This window comes from Marinobacterium aestuariivivens, from assembly GCF_042661465.1.
GTDB lineage: Bacteria > Pseudomonadota > Gammaproteobacteria > Pseudomonadales > Balneatricaceae > Marinobacterium_A > Marinobacterium_A aestuariivivens.
This window is the reverse complement of sequence record NZ_JBHSWE010000001.1, coordinates 2316720-2333467: the sequence shown is the minus strand read 5'-3', so window position 1 is coordinate 2333467 and position 16748 is coordinate 2316720. Positions and strand designations below refer to the sequence as shown.

Genomic DNA, 16748 nt, shown 5'->3' with positions numbered 1-16748 from the left:
GGTTGAACCGAATGAGCCGTATTCTGATTGTCGAAGATGAAACAATCATCCGCACGGCGCTCAAGCGCCTGTTGGAAAGACACGATTACCAGGTCGAGGATGCGGCCTCCATTGCCGAGGCTACGGAACGCTTCCAGCTGAAAGACTTCAGCATGATCATCAGCGACCTGCGCCTGCCGGGCGCGCCGGGCACCGACCTGATCCCGCTGGCCGGCAGCGTGCCGGTGTTGATCATGACCAGCTATGCAAGTCTGAGATCAGCCGTCGACGCGATGAAAATGGGGGCGGTCGACTATATCGCCAAACCCTTCGATCACGACGAAATGCTGCGCACCGTGGAACAGGTCCTCAGCCGGCAGCAGCCGGACAGGAAAACCGCGCCCGAGACCAAGCCACGCAACGCCAAAACCGAACTGATCGGTTCCTGCCGGCCGATGCAGGAGCTGCTGCACCGGATCGAGAAGGTCGCCCGTACCGACGCCACCGTGCTGATTCTCGGCGAATCAGGCACCGGCAAGGAGCTAGTCGCCCGCGCCATCCACGAACAGAGCGCCCGCGCCCAGGCGCCGCTGATTTCGGTCAACTGCGCCGCCATCCCGGAAACCCTGATCGAGTCCGAGCTGTTCGGCCACGAGAAGGGCGCCTTCACCGGCGCCAACAGCAACCGCAGCGGCCTGATCGAAGCGGCCGATGGCGGCACCCTCTTTCTCGACGAGATCGGCGAGCTGCCGCTCGAGGCCCAGGCCCGCCTGCTGCGTTTCCTGCAGGAAAGCGAGATCCGCCGCGTCGGCGCCGTGCAGTCGACGAAGGTCAATGTACGGCTGGTCGCGGCCACCCACCGCAACCTCAAGGAGATGGCACGCCACGGCGACTTCCGCGAAGACCTCTACTACCGCCTCTACGTGATGGAGCTGCGCATGCCGCCACTGCGCGAGCGCGGCGACGACATCGTCGAACTGGGCAGGAAGTTCCTGCAGCGCGCCTGCGACAAGATGGGCCTGCCAGCCGCACGCTTCAGCGAAGACACCCTGGATGCCATGCGCCAGTACCATTGGCCCGGGAATGTCCGCGAACTCGAGAACGCCATCGAACGGGCGCTGATTCTGGCCGAAGGCCATCTGATCACCACCGACCTGCTCGGCCTCGACCTGGAAGCCTCCCGACTCCAGAACATCGAGCGCAGCTATGCCCACCGTTCCGAAGAGGTGAGCTACGCCGCGCCCGCACGCCGCGAAAGCCAGCCGGGACTGTCGCTGGACGACTATTTCCAGCGTTTCGTACTGGAAAATCAGAGCCGCATGAGCGAGACCGAGTTGGCGAAAAAGCTCGGCGTCAGCCGCAAATGCCTTTGGGAGCGTCGCCAGAAGCTGGGCATCCCGCGCAAAAGTCGCAGCAAGTGACAGCCGGGGAAGGCGCGAGCGACGGTCATGTTTACGCAGCCCCCAAAAGTGTTACCTCAGTACCCAGGCTGTCACCGCACAACGTTCCCGGGGGTAACAGTTCCCCTTCCCAAAAAGGGTAACAGCTGTAACACTAAAATAACTTATTCCATATAAACAACAACTTAACAGAAGTGGCACGAAGCCTGCTCTTATATTGGTAAAAGAACAACAAGAAGCAAGAACAACAACAAGACCTTACCGCCGGTCGCTCCAGCAATAAAAATAACTACGGAGCGGCCGGTGAGTAGCCCGCCTCAAATAAAAACAAAAAATGAGGCCTGAGCTGACCGCTGAGCGGTGTCACGATGGTCCCCAAACCCGAGTGCCTGAACAAAAACAACAAACAGGCAGTCACGTAATCCCGGATCAGTGGTCAGCCACCCGTACCTTCAGACCGATCTTCCCGCGGTATCCCGCACCTCCCGTACCCCGCAGCTTCTGGCACGACGTTTCACCGCGTCCGCCCCCCGGAGGCAATGTGACCATCCCCCGACAGACTCATCACCCCAGGCATCCGGGTCCGGTCCGATAACCAGCAGAGCAATCCCCTCGAAACAGCCCCCCCATGACGCCACCGCGCATACAGAAGTCGCTCACAGGCTGACGCAATGTTACGGCAAGTGTTACCCAGCGCCCCAGCCCCCGGTGACAGCTTGTTACCCAAGGTAACAAGCCACCTGCGAATCACGGGTAAAAACCCAGCCGACAAAATTATTATGCATTAATATCAACAACTTAAAAAACATGGCACGCGTCATGCCTCTATAAACGCAAAACAACAACAAGTTCGTCAGAACAACAACAAGACAACAGCGCATCCGGGCACTGCAATAAAAACAACAAGCAGCCATCCAGGAACGCACACTGCCTCGAATAAAAATAACAATGAGGCCCGAGCTGACCCGCCGGTGCGGTGTCACGATGGTCCCCAAACCCGAGATTCCGGATGCAGACGCCTGAATAAAAACAACAACAGGCACTGAATGGATGGACCGGCGGTCAGCCGAACTGCCTTGCAAGCCCTCTCACCCTCCCTGTTACGAGCCCTCACTGAATTTGCAGCGCGAGAATCCCGATTCCCGCCTGACTCTCTTTCGCTCAGGCCCTGCAAAGACGCGGCTTGAAATACCCCGGAATCCCGCTCGCCAGCCCTGGGCATCGCGCCGGCCGGTTGCGACCGTCCCAAGATGACGCCCACCTACCTGCAGATGCCGTGGCAGCGATAGCATCACAGAACAAAAGTTGTTACCACCGCACCCAAGGAGTGCTACCCGGACGTTCCCATCGGTAACACCCGACGCATAACGACCGACTCAGGCCGTAACAAACTCCAAGCACATCCATTTAGAATCAAACACTTACAAAACATGGCACGGCACCTGCTTTTCTAACGGCCAGAACAACAACTTGAAGACTCAGGCCCGGCCGGCAATAAAAACAACAACAGGCCCGGCGCCGAAGGTCACCGCCTCGAATAAAAATAACAACGAGGCCTGTAGCTGACCGCCGTACGGTGTCACGATGGTCCCCAAGCCCGAGATTCCGGATGCAGGCGTCTGAATAAAAATAACAACCAGACCGAGATCCGACGGCGGTGGTCAGCTAACCCACTCCTTATCTGCCAACCTCCCCGCAAATTGCCGGCATAGTCACTGATCTGCGCACAACCGGCCTACTTATCGGCCGTCAACAGTGTTATGATGCGCCACTTTCCAACGCCTGGGCGAACAAAAAACGAACACTTATGGATATGAGCCTGTTCATGACCGCTGTCATTGCGGTTATCCTGATTGGCGCCATCCTTCTGCTACGTAGACGAAATATGGCATCCAAGCCGGACACTGAAACTCCCGCCGACACGACTGGCGACGCCAAGATGCGGATTATCAGCCGCGACGAGCACAAGATTCCCCGCCAGCACCTCGACGAAAACGCACTGAAGGTCGTGCACCGCCTCAACGATGACGGTCACGAAGCCTATCTGGTCGGCGGCTGCATTCGCGACCTGCTGCTGGGCCTGCGTCCCAAGGACTTCGATGTCGCCACCTCGGCACTGCCCGAAGAGGCCGAGGAGCTGTTCCGCCGCGCACGCCTGATCGGCCGGCGCTTCAAGCTGGTGCATGTCCGTTTTGGCCGCGATGTGATCGAAGTCGCCACCTTTCGCGCCGGCCACAATGCCGACGAAAACGAGGACGGCGAGCACGGCCGCCAGTCCGAAAGCGGCCTGATACTGCGCGACAATGTCTACGGCACCCTGGAAGAGGATGCGCTGCGTCGCGACTTCACCATCAACGCGCTTTACTATTGCCCCAAGGACCACAGTATCCACGACCTCGTCGGCGGCTTCCGCGACATGGGGCACCGGGTGATTCGCATGATCGGCGACCCTGAAGCGCGTTACCGTGAAGATCCGGTGCGGATGCTGCGGGCCGTTCGTTTCGCCGCCAAGCTCGGCTTCGAGATCGAGCCGGCCACCGCTGCACCGATCCGCCAACTGGCCCCCTGCTGCGCCATATCGCCTCTGCACGCATGTTCGACGAGGTACTGAAGCTGTTGCAGTCCGGCCATGGCGTGGACGCCTATCGCGAGATGCAGACCTACGGCCTGTTCGAGCAGCTGTTCCCCAGGTACAGGCGGCCATAGCAGAAGGTGGCAGTCAGGGTTACCCGGTCGAGGCACTGATCCTCAAGGCGCTGCGTAATACCGACCGGCGCCTGGAGCAGCGCAAGAGCGTGACGCCGGCCTTTCTTTTCGCGGCCCTGCTGTGGTACCCGATGCAATTGCGCATGAACCGGCTGATGCAGGAACAGCATTTGCCGGCCATCCCGGCGCTGCACGAAGCCGCCAACGAAGTGATCGCCGCCCAGATCCGCCACACCGCGATCCCGCGCCGATTCTCGACGCCGCTGCGGGAGATCTGGGAACTGCAGCTGCGCCTGCCGCGGCGCCAGGGCCATCGCGCGGCGCGCCTGATGGAGCACCCCCGCTTCCGGGCAGCCTACGACCTGCTGCTGCTGCGCGAATCCAGCGGCGAGGACCTCGGTGGCCTGAGCCAGTGGTGGACCGACTACCAGGCGGCCGACGGCCAGGACCGCGAAGCGCTGCAGGGCGATGTCGCACCGGCCGCCAAAAAGCCCCGGGCCCGTCGTCGCCGGCCGCGGACGCGTCCTCGCGATGCATGAGATGATCCGCTGTTACATCGGCCTGGGCAGCAACCTCGACAACCCCCGTGGCCATGTCGAAAGGGCCTTGCAACAACTGGCCGACCTGCCCGACACCCGGTTGTTCGGCCACTCGAGTCTGTACCGCTCCGACCCCGTCGGCCCACCCGGCCAGCCCGACTATGTCAACGCGGTCGCAGGGCTCGATACGACCCTCGAGGCCCATGCCCTGCTCGACGAGCTACAGGCGCTGGAACAGCGCCACCAGCGTGTACGCCAGGAACGCTGGGGACCCCGCACCCTCGATCTCGACCTGCTGCTGTATGGTGACAAACGGATCGACAGTGCGCGCCTGCAGGTGCCGCATCCCTATCTGTGCCAACGCAACTTCGTGCTCTGGCCCCTGGCCGAACTGGCGCCGGAGCTGCATCTGCCGGACGGTCAGGCGCTGTCCGCGAAGCTTGATCTTTGTCCAATGGGCACTCTCGAACGGATATCGCTATAATCCGTAACCGAAAAAACCAGAAAGTAGCGCACGCCCTATGAAGAACGTCACTCTGCATACCCTATCCACCCTCAAGCGGGATGGTAAAAAGTTCGCGGTGCTGACCGCGTACGATGCCTGCTTCGCGCAACTGGTCAGCGAAGCAGGCGTGGAGGTCATTCTGGTGGGCGACTCCCTGGGCATGGTGCTCCAGGGACACGACAGTACCCTGCCGGTGACACTCGACGAGATGGCCTACCATACCCGCAGCGTCGCCCGCTGCAGCGGAGGCTCGATGGTCATGAGCGATCTGCCGTTCATGAGCTATGGCACGCCGGAGCAGGCGATGGCCAGCGCCGCTGTGCTGATGCAGGCCGGCGCCCACATCGTCAAGATCGAGGGCGGAGCCTGGCTGGCGGACACCATTACCCGGCTGTCGGAACGCGGTGTACCGGTCTGTGCCCATCTGGGTCTGACGCCCCAGGCGGTCAACAAGCTGGGCGGTTATCGCGTCCAGGGCGCGACCACGAGAGCGCCAAGCAGATGATCGAGGATGCCGTCTGCCTCGAACAGGCGGGGGCCAGCCTGCTGTTGCTCGAATGCGTACCGTCGCTGCTCGCCGGCGAGGTATCCCGTGCCGTCGATATCCCGGTGATCGGCATCGGTGCCGGACCCGATACCGATGCCCAGGTACTGGTCATGCACGACATTCTCGGTATTTCGCCCGGCCGCAAGCCCCGGTTTGTCAAGGACTTCATGGCCGAAACCGGCGATATCCGCGGCGCCATCAAGCGCTACGCCGACGAAGTCCACGCCGGCACTTTCCCCCAGGCAGAGCACGGGTTCGAGTAAGATGCAGACGCTTCACCAAATCGCCGAGCTGCGAGAGCGGCTGCAGCAGGCACGCCTCGACGGCAAGCGCATCGGACTGGTACCGACCATGGGCAATCTTCACCGGGGCCACCTGGAGCTGGTGAACGAAGCCCGCCGCCATACCGAGGTGGTCGTGGTCACCATTTTCGTCAATCCGCTGCAGTTCGGGGAGAATGAAGACCTCGACAGCTATCCCCGTACGCTGGAGCAGGACCAGGCCCGGCTGGGGACGGTGGGCTGCGACTACCTGTTCGTCCCCAGCGAAACGGAGATGTATCCCCGCGGGCGCGGCAACCAGACGATCGTCGAGGTGCCCGAGCTGTCCGACATGCATTGCGGCAGCACCCGGCCGGGCCATTTCCGCGGCGTCACGACCGTGGTCAGCAAGCTGTTCGGCATTGTCCAGCCCGACGTGGCCTTCTTCGGCCGCAAGGACTACCAGCAGCTGCTGGTGATCAGCCGCATGACCGCCGACCTGTGCATGCCAATCGAGATTCATGGCGTCCCCATCGTGCGGGATGAACGTGGCCTTGCACTGAGTTCGCGCAACGGCTACCTCAGCGAGGCCGAGCTGGCGGTAGCGCCGACTCTCAACCGGGTGCTGCACGAGACGGCCGATGCCATCGGCGCCGGCGAATGCGATTACGACCGTCTCACCGCAGAAGGGGTTCGGCAGCTGGAAGCCGCCGGTTTCCGACGTGACTATCTGCGCATCGTCCGGCGTGACGACCTGCTCCCGGCCGGCCCCGATGACAAGGCTCTCGTTATTCTCGGTGCCGCCTATCTCGGCGCCGCCCGCCTGATTGACAATCTCGAAGTCGACCGCTGACCCTGCCGGGCCCCGCACCATCGCGGGGCCCGCTTCTTTCGCACTGCACCATTGCTTGACAAACCAAGAAGCCCTCGCGCAGACTGGACCGGTCGCTTATTACATTATTCCAAAAAAGTGACGGGAATCAGGGGATCGCGAGCGGCGGCCTGACGGGCGTTTACGCGATTCGATAAACAGGCTTGTTTCTTGCTTTGGCAATCACTGCAATATCAGAGTCAAACTTCCCTGTTAGTCTGGTTCTCAGGAATCTGTTCAGCCAGTCCGGTCGTTACGAGGCAATGTCGAAGTGCGATGTGTTGTACAGCAGCTTTCTCGTCAACTGCAATCCCGCCCCAATCCGGCCTGCTTGGGCGCGTCTGAATGATCGCGCCGGCCTCACCGCATTCTGGACGAAGAGCCCTGCGCACCCCGCCGGCAAGCCACAACGGCATGACAACCTGACGGGCGCCGCCCTGCGACCGCCTGTTCGGGACGACCTGCGACAGACTTCCGCCTTTACCCTAGACGCTACCAACAAAGAGGCTTAACTATGCGCGATGTCGTAATTGTAGCTGCAGGCCGTACGGCCATTGGCACCTTCGGCGGATCACTGGCCGGCGTTTCCGCGGCCGACCTCGGAGCCACCGTCATCAAGTCACTGCTGGAAAAAACCAGCCTGAATCCGGCTGAAGTCGACGAAGTGATTCTCGGCCAGGTACTGACCGCCGGGTGCGGCCAGAACCCGGCCCGCCAGGCCGCCATCAACGGCGGGCTGCCGTCTGAAGTGCCGGCGATGACCATCAACAAGGTCTGCGGCTCCGGTCTCAAGGCACTGCAGCTGGCGACCCAGGCCATCCGCTGCGGCGATGCCGATCTGATTATCGCCGGCGGCCAGGAGAACATGAGCGCCTCTCCGCATGTGCTGCCGAACTCCCGCAATGGTGCGCGCATGGGCGACTGGCAGATGGTCGACACCATGATCAAGGACGGCCTCTGGGACGCCTTCAACAATTACCACATGGGTATCACCACCGAGAATATCGTCGAGAAATACGGCTTCAACCGTGAAGAGCAGGATGCCTTCGCTGCCGCATCGCAGAACAAGGCAGAAGCCGCCGTTACCTCCGGCCGCTTCAAGGACGAGATCATCCCGGTCAGCATCCCGCAGCGCAAGGGTGACCCGGTGGTGTTCGATACCGACGAGCAGCCGCGCTTCGGTGTGACCGCCGATGCCCTGGCCAAGCTGCGTCCGGCCTTCAAGCGGGACGGCACCGTGACCGCCGGCAACAGCTCCACCATCAATGACGGCGCTGCAGCCGTGATCCTCTGCTCTGCCGAGAAAGCCGAGGCTCTGGGCCTCAAGCCGCTGGCCCGCATCAAGGCCTACGCGTCCGCCGGTGTCGACCCGGCCATCATGGGTACCGGCCCGATCTGTGCCACCACCAAAGCACTGGAAAAGGCCGAATGGAGCATCGGCGATCTGGAACTGATCGAAGCCAACGAAGCCTTCGCCGCCCAGGCGATGTCCGTCAACAAGGACCTGGGCTGGAACACCGACATCGTCAACGTGAACGGCGGAGCCATTGCACTGGGCCACCCGATCGGCGCGTCCGGCTGCCGTATCCTGGTCTCCCTGATTCACGAAATGATCAAGCGCGATGCCAAGAAGGGTCTGGCCACCCTCTGCATCGGCGGCGGCATGGGCACCGCCCTCGCGATCGAGCGCGACTGACGCCGAATACCGCTTCGCCCCCAAGGGCGAAGCGGTTCCTCTCCCGCCATATTCCCCGCTTTGCTTTCACGCCACACTCTGTTCCATATGCCTTACAGAGGCGACTTTTTTGGCTAGTCTTTAGTCATACCCCCGTTACGATCACGCGGAGGCGGTATGAAATATGCGAAGATTGCAGGGCTGCTCCTGGTCCCGCTGCTGGCGCTTGCGACCTGGCTCTGGCATGAGATTCCGGAGTACCTGGATACCAACCAGCGCTACCGCGCGATGCCGAGGGTGGTGGGTACGCCACCGCTCGACTACAGCCCCAGACCCAGTTACCAGGGCCCGCATCCCAGTGAATGGAAAAGGCCCGACGACCCCTTCCCCTACCCGATCGGCATCGGCGGGATCGGTCCCCACGAACCACTCTATGCCGGCCCACTGCAATATCCCTTCGCCTGCGACGGCGAAGCATCGGGACTGGGGCAGCCACTGGTCGACAATCAGGACGGCTACGGTATCCGGGTCTTTGCCGAGGACGACCAGGGCCGCAAGACCGACCGGCTGATCGGCTACAGCAAGGACTGCCGGCATCCGACTCGCGTCGGTTACTACTACAACCGCGTCGGCACCGGCGAATTCTACCCGCTGGCGCAGGCAAACGGCGATATCGCCCGCATCAGTGTCGCAGGCGGAGAGATCGACTTCATCGTGCGCGTCGAAACCGGCACCATCAATCGTTTCATCTACAGCATCGTTACGCTGAAAGGCCCCGAGGACTCACCCGAATCGCCCGACCTGAGTTACTGGAACGGCAACCTGATCTACCAGTTCCGCGGCGGGGTCGGCATCGGCTACCGCCAGGGCCGCCTGCGGGAAACCGATATCCCGGAGCGCCGCATCGACGAGCTGCGCGCCGGCTTCGCCATCGCCTATTCGACCGGCAACCAGACCTCCAACCATTACAATATCTGGCTTGCCGAGGAGACGGCACTGCGCGTCAAGCGCCAGTTCAGCGCCCGCTACGGGGTCCCCCGCCACACCCTCGGCATCGGTGGTTCGGGCGGCGCCATCCAGCAGTACCTGATCGCCCAGAACGGCAGCGGTCTGCTCGATGCCGGCGTCGCGCTCTATGCCTACCCGGACATGCTGACCCAGACCATTTATGCCTTCGACTGCGAGCTGCTGGAATTCTATTTCGACAAACTGGCGCCCGATACCTGGAGCTGGCCGTCACGACGCCTGGTGGCCGGTCTCAACAGCCGCAACGGCATCCACGACACCCGCACCTGGCTCTATGAGCTGGCGATGATCATCCAGGGACGGGCGCCGCGCCTGCCCTTGGGCGGCAGCGAGTGCAGCCATGCCTGGCGCGGGCTGACACCGCTGGTCAACAATCCGCGCTTCGTCTACTTCTCACCGCGCTTTGAGCCCGACGTGGCGCGCCAGGTGCACTGGACCCACTGGGAAGACCTGCGCCGCATCTATGGCGCCGGCGACAGCGGCTATGCACGTCAGACCTGGGACAATGTCGGCGTCCAGTACGGCCTGCAGGCGCTTCGTGACGGCAAGCTGAAGCCCGACACCTTCCTCCACCTCAACGCCAATATCGGCGGCTGGAAACCCCCGACGAAGATGCGCAAGGAGCGCTTCTGGCATCTCAACGGTGACGACGACCTGATGGATTTCAGTCCCTGGAGCCACCACAACATGCAGCTGTCCCCCGATGGGGGCCGTACCCCAGCGCCCCGTACTCAGGGTGATCCCGAGGCGATCCAGGCTGCGGTGCGGGCCGGCCTCGTTTTCACCGGAGAGCTGCCCATCCCGGTCATCGACCTGCGTCACTATCTGGAGCCGTCCCTGGACATGCATCATGCCAGTGCGGCCTTCAGTGCCCGGCTACGTCTGCTACAGCGCGGCTATGCCGGAAATCAGCTGATCTGGATGACGGCAAGGCCCCACAATCCGGTGCCCGATGCGCTGCAGCAGCTGCTGCAATGGCTTGACGAGGGTAAGCGCCCGCAAACCGCCCAGGACAGCTGCTTCGATTCCGAAGGCCGGCTGCTGGCCGAAGGGCCGGATGTCTGGGACGGTCAGTGGAACCAGCGGCCAGACGGCGCCTGCATGCGTCGCTACCCCATTTACGGCACGCCACGCACCGTGGCCGGAGAGGATCTGCGGGGGGATCTGTTCAAATGCAGCCTGATCAGCATCGACGAGGCCATCGGGCGCGGCCTCTACAACCCGGTCGACATGCAGTCGCACCGGTCACAGCTGCAGCGCATCTTCCCGGACGGGGTCTGCGACTACAACAAGCCGGGGCTGGGGCAGGTTAGTCCGTAGGAGCGCCGCCCCGGTGCGAACGACCTCGGCGTCAAACCGGTTCGCCCATAGAGTGGGCGCCCCGAAAACAAATCGCAGCGGCGGCCGTAGGCGCTCGCGCTGCGAGCGAACAACCAGCGTGCCAGCACATTTCGCCGGGAGGCCCGGCTCCTACCCCCATATCCGGCCGTCAGGCGGTTGCGATCGCGCCCTTGCCCACGCCCTCGTAGGCACGGACCCTGACCCGCTCCCCCGGATGCTCCCGCTTGATGGCATCGGCCAGGTGACGGGCGATCTGCTCGACGGTGGACTCGGTATCGATCAGGTAGCAGCATTCGGACGGCAGCTGCAGCTCGAACTCCCCGGGGGCCCGGTAGCGATAGTGGTGCAGCCCTTCGCTGTCATCCACCAGATGCGACCGGGTGCCGATATAGATGTCCCTCAGACGCTCGGCCCAGACAGATTCCAGGGCTTCGTCGCGCTGGTCGTTGAGGTGAATCTCGATGCGCGAACGGTGACCGTGGGCAATACGCTGGCAGTTGCCGTCGTGCTGGTGCAGTCCATGGCTGTAGTGGTAGAAGGCACCCTCGATGCGCTCCGGCACGAACGCCAGCTCCAGCCCCTGCACCTCGCCGGGGAAGAGGGCCAACAGTTGATCGCGGCACCAACTCGCGAGGCTGTGCTCGCTGATCTCCGGCTCGCCCACCAGGGTGATCGCCTGGTGCGGCGAACGGCAGCGGAACAGGCGCCCGTCCGGGTAACGCCACTCGATCAGGGTTTCATCGTCCTGCTGACGGTGGTTCAGCCGGGGCATGCCAGTCGGTACCAGCAGTGCATGGTCGATGTGCCTGTCCATCCACGCCTTGACCGCTTTCTTGACGATACCAAAGTCGCAGATCATGCCCTGGTCGTTGAGTCGGCCATCGAGCACCAGCTGCACCAGCCAGGACTCGCCCAGCAACCCCCGGTGCGGATGCAGGTAAGAAAAATCGACGTTGGTCAGGTTATCGACAAAGAGTTTCACAGCGGTCCCATTGGCCTGTTGAGTGGGCGCTATATTAGCTCATACAGTGCCTGTTTTCATGCAACGGCAGTACCGGGTGGCGACAAAAAGGCGCTGCGCTCGGGTATACTGGCCCCTTTCGACAACAGCCCTGAATCACTCTATGCGACTGGACAAGTATCTCTCCCAGGCCACCGGTATCTCGCGCAAGGATATCCGCCGGCTGATGCGCCGCGACGACGTCAGCGTCAACGGTATGGCGGTGCGGGACCCTTCGCTGCATATCGATCCCGAAGCCGATGAGGTCTGCCTCCAGGATCAGCCGGTCGAGGCACCGGGGCACCGCTATTTGATGGTCTACAAGCCCGTAGGCTACGTCAGCGCCAGCGACGACCCGACCCATCCGACCGTCAACAGCCTGGTCGACCTGCCCCGTCAGGACAGCCTGCACTGCTGCGGCCGGCTCGACATCGATGCCACAGGCCTGGTGCTGCTGACCGACGATGGCCAGTGGTCCCACCGCATCACGTCGCCGCGTCACAAGCTGGCCAAAAGCTACCGCGTAACCACGGCCGACCCGATCGAGCCCGAAGCCGTAGCGACCTTCGCCGAGGGGCTCAAGCTCCACGGCGAGCTGAAGCGGACCCGACCGGCACGACTGGAGATCCTGTCTGCGTGCGAAGCCGTCGTCGAGCTGACCGAAGGCCGCTACCACCAAGTCAAGCGCATGTTCGCCGCCCTCGGCAACCGGGTCCTCAGTCTGCACCGGCAGCGTATCGGCCCGATCGAGCTCGACCCGGAGCTTGCGCCGGGGGACTACCGTTATCTCACCGAATCCGAAATCCACAGCATCCTGCCATGAGCGATCCGGCTTTCAACCTGCTGCTGCCCTGGCTGCAGAACGCCCCCGAACCCTGCCTCTGGCTGGCGGACGAGAACCTGCTCGGCAGTCAGCTCGCACCGAGCCCGGCCGTGCAGATGATCAGCAACCGCCTCGACCTGGTCGAGCGGGCCCGCGAGCGCGGCTGGCGGGCGGACTGGTCCGATTTCGACCTGTCATCCTTCGCCAATGGCAGCGTTGCCCGGGTGGTATACCGGGTTTCGAAGGAGAAACCGCTGGTCCATCATTGCATCAACGAGGCTGTACGGGTGCTCCGTCCCGGCGGAGAACTGGTGCTCAGCGGCGACAAGGGCGAGGGGATCAAGGGTTATCTGGACCGGACGAAAAAGCTGTTCAGCGGCCAGGCCAAGTTCGAGAAGGTCAGTGCCAACGTCTGGCGCGGCGTCTTCGTCCGTCCGGAACGGCCCGGGCCGTCGCTGGACGATCGCGACTATGCGCGACTGCGCCCCCTGTGCCGGGACGCCCGCTTCGAGTACTGGAGCAAGCCCGGCGTCTTCGGCTGGGACAAGATCGACAGGGGCAGCGCCTTCCTGATCGAACACCTCGACGATTTTGTCGCCGCGCTCGACGAACCGCCGCATAGCATCCTGGATTTCGGCTGCGGCTACGGCTATCTGACCCTGCAGGCGGCCCGGCTTGGCGCGCCGATCGTCGCGACCGACAACAATGCCGCGGCCATCGCGGCCTGTCGCCGCAACATTGAGGAATACGGCATCGACGCCCGGGTTGTCCCCGCCAGTTGCGGCGAAGGGATCCGGGAGCAGTTTCCGCTGCTCCTGTGCAACCCCCGTTCCATGCAGGATTCAGTGTCGAGGACGACCTGACCGAGCGTTTCCTTGCCGCCACGGCCCGCCTGCTGGCGCCGGAGGGCATTGCCGCCTTTGTCGTGAACCGCCATATCATGCTGGAGCGACGTGCCACCCGTCGCTTCAGACGCATCGAAACCCTGGCTGAAAACGGCAGCTTCAAACTGGTGCTGCTCGCCGATGCCAAACCGGGAAACTGACGACCCGCCATGACCCTAGAGTATATCCGCCAGAGCCTGTTTTTCTTCCGCCGTCACTTCGGCACCATCGCCCGCATCCAGCTGCCCTTTATCATTGCGCTGAATCTGCTGGGCCTGCTGATTCAGCACAGCTTCGAACCCGGCAGCACGGCGATGCGCAATGCCGGCGCCCTGCTGATGCTGGCGAACCTGACATTGCTCCCGGTCTACTGGGGCGCCACCATTCTGTTCCTGCAGTCGGCCGTCGACAGCCAGCCCCTCGGGGCACGACAGGCGATCCTGGCGGGCCTGCGCTACTGGCGCCGGCTGCTGCTGACCTACCTGATGATGGCCGTGGCCGTCACCCTCGGGCTGATGGCGCTGATCGTGCCAGGCCTCATCGCCGGGGTCCGCCTGGCCTTCGCCGACTATGTCTGCGTACTGGAAAACCGCAAGCCGGTCGAGTCCCTGCGCCAGAGCTGGGGCGATACCCGCGATTACTTCTGGCTGCTGTTCAAGGGCATGCTGATCATCTTCGGCGGCCTCTTCCTGCTGGAACTGCCGTTTGCGCTGCTCGAGCAGCGCGGTATGGACCTTGCGCCCTTCGATACCCTGCTGGGTATCCTGTTCGACCTGTTCGGCACCCTGGTGACCGTCTACGGATTCCGTATCTACTGCCTGATGAAGGACGAGACTGCGGGAGCTGCGCCTCGCAGCGAATAAATCCGGGTTCGCAACGGGGCGTGCTCCTACGAAAGAGGGGCAGTTCGGCGTCGTTTCGCAGAGATTCGCCCGCGGAGCGGGCTCCCACGGACCGTTCCGATCACCCACAAAAAAGCCGGCCTTGAGGGGCCGGCTTTTTTCACTCGCCTTCTGATCAGGAAGCGGACTCGTCTTCGATCAGGTCGCGCATCGACAGCTTGATGCGGCCGCGCATGTCGACATCCAGTACCTTGACCTTGATAACGTCATCCATCTTGACGTAGTCGGTAACCTTTTCGACACGCTTGTCGGCGATCTGGGAGATGTGCACCAGACCATCCTTGCCCGGCAGGATGTTGACGAAAGCACCGAAGTCCTCGATACGGACAACCTTGCCTTCGTAGACCTTGCCGACTTCGGCTTCGGCGGTAATCGCCTGAACGCGCTCGATCGCTTCCTTCGCCTTGAGCTTGTTGTCGGCATAGATGCGCACGGTGCCGTCGTCTTCGATGTCGATCATCGCACCGGTTTCTTCGGTCAGCGCGCGGATGGTGGCGCCGCCCTTGCCGATCAGGTCGCGGATCTTCTCCGGGTTGATCTTCAGCAGCGTCATGGCCGGCGCGTTGTCCGGCAGTTCCGGACGGGCATAGCCGATGACCTTGGCCATTTCACCGAGGATGTGCTTGCGGGCGTGAAACGCCTGCTCCAGCGCGATCTCCATGATCTCTTCGGTGATCCCGGTGATCTTGATGTCCATCTGCAGTGCGGTAACGCCTGCTTCGGTACCGGCCACCTTGAAGTCCATGTCGCCGAGGTGGTCTTCGTCACCCAGGATGTCGGTCAGGACGGCGAAACGATCCGCTTCCTTGACCAGGCCCATGGCGATACCGGCCACCGGTGCCTTCAACGGTACACCGGCATCCATCATCGACAGCGAGGCGCCGCAGACGGAAGCCATGGAGCTGGAGCCGTTGGATTCGGTGATTTCCGAGACGACACGAATGGTGTACGGGAACTCTTCCTGAGTCGGCAGAACCGCGGCCACACCGCGACGGGCCAGACGGCCGTGACCGATTTCGCGACGACCGGCACCACCCATGCGACCCGCTTCACCGACCGAGTACGGCGGGAAGTTGTAGTGCAGCATGAACGGATCCTTGCGCTCGCCTTCGATCGCATCGATGATCTGCTGGTCGCGGCTGGTGCCCAGGGTACAGGTGGCGATGGCCTGGGTTTCGCCACGGGTGAAGAGTGCGGAACCGTGGGCGCCTTTCAGCAGGTCGATCTCGACGTTGATCGGACGCACGGTCTTGTTGTCGCGACCGTCGATACGCGGCTGACCTTCGATGATGCGGTGGCGCACGATCTCTTTCTCAAGCGAGCTGAAGATACCGCCGACGGCCTTCTCGCTCGGCTGTCCCTCTTCGCTGCCCGCGACCTGAGCGATCGCCTGGCTGCGCAGGTCGGCCAGGGCGTTCTGGCGCTGCTGCTTGTCGGCAACCTGGTAGGCGCTGGCGATGCCTTCACCGACCAGGTCACGGACCTGGGCGATCAGGGCTTCGTTCTTCTCGGCCGGTTGCCAGTCCCACTTCGGCTTGCCGGCTTCGGCGACCAGTTCGTTGATGGCCTGGACGGCGACCTGCATTTCCTGATGCGCGAACAGCACCGCACCCAGCATCTCGTCTTCGGTCAGTTCCTGGGCCTGGGACTCGACCATCAGCACAGCATCGGAGGTACCGGCGACGACCATGTCCAGCTCGGAGCTCGCCAGCTGCTCGTATGTCGGGTTCAGGATGTAGCCTTCAGCTTCGGTAAAACCGACACGGGCGCCACCGATCGGGCCCATGAAGGGAATGCCGGAGATCGCCAGCGCCGCGGAGGTACCGATCATTGCCGCGATATCCGGATCGTTGATCTTGTCGGCGGACATGACGGTACAGATGACCTGGACTTCGTTCATGTAACCTTTCGGAAATAGCGGACGAATCGGACGGTCGATCAGGCGCGAGGTCAGGGTTTCCTTCTCGGACGGGCGTGCTTCACGCTTGAAGAAGCCACCCGGGATACGGCCGACGGCGTAGTACTTTTCCTGGTAGTGCACGGACAGCGGGAAGAAGTCCTGGCCTTCTTTCGCTTCCTTGGCGCCGACCACGGTACAGAGGACCTGGCAGCCGCCCATGGTGACCATGACGGCACCGGTGGCCTGACGGGCGATACGGCCGGTTTCCAGCGTGATCTGCTGGTTGCCGAACTGGAATGTCTTGGTAATTGCTTGCACGATTCGTTTCCTCATGGTGCTGTGGAAATTCCCCGTCGCATGCCGCCTCATTCAGTCCTTCGTTAAAGCCTG

The 16748-nt window shown here is 62.6% G+C and carries 12 protein-coding genes and 2 pseudogenes; 12 read left to right on the top strand and 2 right to left on the bottom strand.

Annotated elements, in window-relative coordinates; genetic code table 11:
* The first annotated feature begins 11 nt into the window (after window positions 1-11).
* From ACFQDL_RS12095 to ACFQDL_RS12055, 9 genes and pseudogenes are all read left to right on the top strand, one after another.
* Window positions 12-1400 carry a sigma-54-dependent transcriptional regulator gene (locus ACFQDL_RS12095; protein ID WP_379909229.1) on the top strand — a complete coding sequence of 463 codons (1389 nt, stop codon included), beginning with the start codon at window positions 12-14 and terminating at the stop codon, window positions 1398-1400.
* Window positions 1401-3318: 1918 nt separating this feature from the next.
* The gene (gene pcnB, locus ACFQDL_RS12090) at window positions 3319-3990 is read left to right on the top strand and encodes a polynucleotide adenylyltransferase PcnB (protein ID WP_379909228.1); all 672 of its coding nucleotides are present in this window, start codon (window positions 3319-3321) and stop codon (window positions 3988-3990) included.
* On the top strand, window positions 3972-4085 hold the full coding sequence (locus ACFQDL_RS12085; protein WP_379909226.1) for a hypothetical protein: 114 nt from the start codon (window positions 3972-3974) through the stop codon (window positions 4083-4085). The genes pcnB and ACFQDL_RS12085 overlap by 19 nt, the downstream gene beginning before the upstream one ends.
* An 89-nt stretch (window positions 4086-4174) precedes the next feature.
* On the top strand, window positions 4175-4624 hold the full coding sequence (locus ACFQDL_RS12080; protein ID WP_379909225.1) for a hypothetical protein: 450 nt from the start codon (window positions 4175-4177) through the stop codon (window positions 4622-4624).
* Window positions 4617-5108, top strand: coding sequence for a 2-amino-4-hydroxy-6-hydroxymethyldihydropteridine diphosphokinase (gene folK, locus ACFQDL_RS12075; protein WP_379909224.1), 492 nt, complete (start codon window positions 4617-4619; stop codon window positions 5106-5108). Before ACFQDL_RS12080 ends, folK begins: the two co-directional genes overlap by 8 nt.
* A gap of 37 nt (window positions 5109-5145) precedes the next feature.
* Window positions 5146-5939 (top strand): annotated as a pseudogene (gene panB, locus ACFQDL_RS12070) (3-methyl-2-oxobutanoate hydroxymethyltransferase).
* A 1-nt stretch (window position 5940) separates the two neighbouring features.
* Entirely contained in the window at window positions 5941-6789 is an 849-nt protein-coding gene (panC, locus tag ACFQDL_RS12065; protein WP_379909223.1) for a pantoate--beta-alanine ligase, read from the top strand.
* 532 nt (window positions 6790-7321) lie between these two features.
* Complete coding sequence (locus ACFQDL_RS12060; protein WP_379909222.1) at window positions 7322-8503, top strand: acetyl-CoA C-acetyltransferase; 1182 nt, start codon at window positions 7322-7324, stop codon at window positions 8501-8503.
* 156 nt (window positions 8504-8659) lie between these two features.
* Window positions 8660-10828: a DUF6351 family protein gene (locus ACFQDL_RS12055; protein WP_379909221.1), complete on the top strand. Its 2169-nt coding sequence runs from the start codon at window positions 8660-8662 to the stop codon at window positions 10826-10828.
* A gap of 169 nt (window positions 10829-10997) precedes the next feature.
* Here ACFQDL_RS12055 and ACFQDL_RS12050 read toward each other — a convergent pair whose 3' ends face one another.
* Window positions 10998-11831: a 6-carboxytetrahydropterin synthase gene (locus ACFQDL_RS12050; protein WP_379909220.1), complete on the bottom strand. Its 834-nt coding sequence runs from the start codon at window positions 11829-11831 to the stop codon at window positions 10998-11000.
* Between the two features lie 142 nt (window positions 11832-11973).
* On the opposite strand from ACFQDL_RS12050, the gene rsuA reads away from it, so the two are divergent.
* From rsuA to ACFQDL_RS12035, 3 genes and pseudogenes are all read left to right on the top strand, one after another.
* Window positions 11974-12672 carry a 16S rRNA pseudouridine(516) synthase RsuA gene (gene rsuA / locus ACFQDL_RS12045; RefSeq protein ID WP_379909219.1) on the top strand — a complete coding sequence of 233 codons (699 nt, stop codon included), beginning with the start codon at window positions 11974-11976 and terminating at the stop codon, window positions 12670-12672.
* Window positions 12669-13717 (top strand): annotated as a pseudogene (locus ACFQDL_RS12040) (methyltransferase). The gene rsuA and the pseudogene ACFQDL_RS12040 overlap by 4 nt, the downstream one beginning before the upstream one ends.
* Window positions 13718-13726: 9 nt before the next feature.
* Complete coding sequence (locus ACFQDL_RS12035) at window positions 13727-14419, top strand: YciC family protein (RefSeq protein WP_379909218.1); 693 nt, start codon at window positions 13727-13729, stop codon at window positions 14417-14419.
* Between the two features lie 154 nt (window positions 14420-14573).
* On the opposite strand, the gene pnp is transcribed toward ACFQDL_RS12035, so the two are convergent.
* Window positions 14574-16676 carry a polyribonucleotide nucleotidyltransferase gene (gene pnp, locus ACFQDL_RS12030; protein WP_379909217.1) on the bottom strand — a complete coding sequence of 701 codons (2103 nt, stop codon included), beginning with the start codon at window positions 16674-16676 and terminating at the stop codon, window positions 14574-14576.
* Window positions 16677-16748 lie beyond the last annotated feature (72 nt).